At 41.3% G+C, this 1412-nt stretch carries 1 protein-coding gene and 1 pseudogene; both read left to right on the top strand.

The genetic code is table 11. The features are described 5' to 3' along the window. Positions 1–913 (top strand): FISUMP domain-containing protein (locus B0A66_RS19855; RefSeq protein ID WP_208862610.1); only part of this gene is annotated, 913 nt, incomplete at its 5' end. Between the two features lie 209 nt (positions 914–1122). Further along, positions 1123–1412 (top strand): annotated as a pseudogene (locus B0A66_RS19850) (hypothetical protein); the annotation flags it as partial.

Here is a 1412-nt window from a genome sequence, read left to right as displayed (position 1 = left end):
TTCCGGATGGTACAATGCCTGTGGCGATAATGGTGTCGCCACCGTAACCGCTTATACCTGCGGTACTCTTGAAACGGGTACTATGGAAGCCGGAACCCCAGTATCGGGCGTAAGCCAGACCATTACCGCTACCGTTTCCGTTCCCGGAAGTTACGACATTAGTGCTACCGAAAACGGTGTAACCTTTAGTGCCAGAGGTAATTTTACCTCAATAGGTAATCATGATATCGTACTTCATGCAGCGGGTATACCTCTTGTAGCAGGAAATCATACCTTTGCTTTGAACACCAGCCCTAACAGCTGTAGTTTTAGCAGAATTACTGATATCAAAATTATAACAGTTATAGGTGCAGCGGGACAAACCTGGATGGCTTTTAATCTTGGTGCCACAGCTCCGGCAACCTCTATGACCGATGCGGCACAATACGGGGATTTGTATCAATGGGGACGTGCTACTGACGGACACGAAAAGTTAAACTCTCCTCTTAACCCTACTATAGCAAGAACAGATTCTCCAGGACATGGGGATTTTATAATTACATCAGCAACAACTAATAATTGGCGTTCACCTACTAATTATAATTTATGGCAAGGTCTTACTGGTACTAACAATCCGTGTCCTGCCGGTTTTCGATTGCCAACCAGAACAGAATGGCAAAACGAAATGAGACAAGCTAACATAACAAATAGCACAACTGCATTTAGTAATACGCCACTAAAACTGCCTGTAACAGGACATCGAAATGTTAACGGGACTTACACTTTTACAGGAATTTCTTCTGGTTATTGGAGTAGTAGTACTAATAGTCAAGCTGCAAGGTTTCCCTTTTTCTTTAGTATATCCCCCCTTAATGCTGGGATTAGCAATGCTCCAGCATCAGAGGGTCGTAGTATAAGATGTATAAAGAACTAAAAAAAACATTAAATACAACCCAAAATACTTCTAAACCCCAAAATTTCAGCTGAAATTTTGGGGTTTGTTTCTTGTAATAATGTCCTATTATGGTACAATTAAGAAGTATTTATTGCACTGAATTTTGTCTCTTTACAGATCATTCTTTTTAGCTCATTTGGGTAGTTTTTTTTAAGTATCGAATTGACAAAAAGCAAAAAAATAATTACATGAAGAACTTTACATTACTACTCCTATTGCTTGTAGGATATAGCATGCAGTCGCAGGTCGGGATCGGAATTCCTAATCCTGATGCCTCAGCGGTTTTAGAACTCGCGAGCAAACACAAAGGGTTTCTGCCCCCACGTTTAACCACAACAGAAAGAGATGCGATTAGCAACCCCGCAGAAGGTTTAACCATTTTTAATACCACCAAAAATTGTCTGGAATGGTATAATCCTTCCGGATGGTACAATGCCTGTGGCGATAATGGTGTCGCCACCGTAACCGCTTATACCTG

The organism is Flavobacterium hercynium, assembly GCF_002217285.1.
GTDB lineage: Bacteria > Bacteroidota > Bacteroidia > Flavobacteriales > Flavobacteriaceae > Flavobacterium > Flavobacterium hercynium.
The sequence above is the reverse complement of the archived record's forward strand: the minus strand, read 5'-3'. Positions and strand labels throughout refer to the sequence as shown.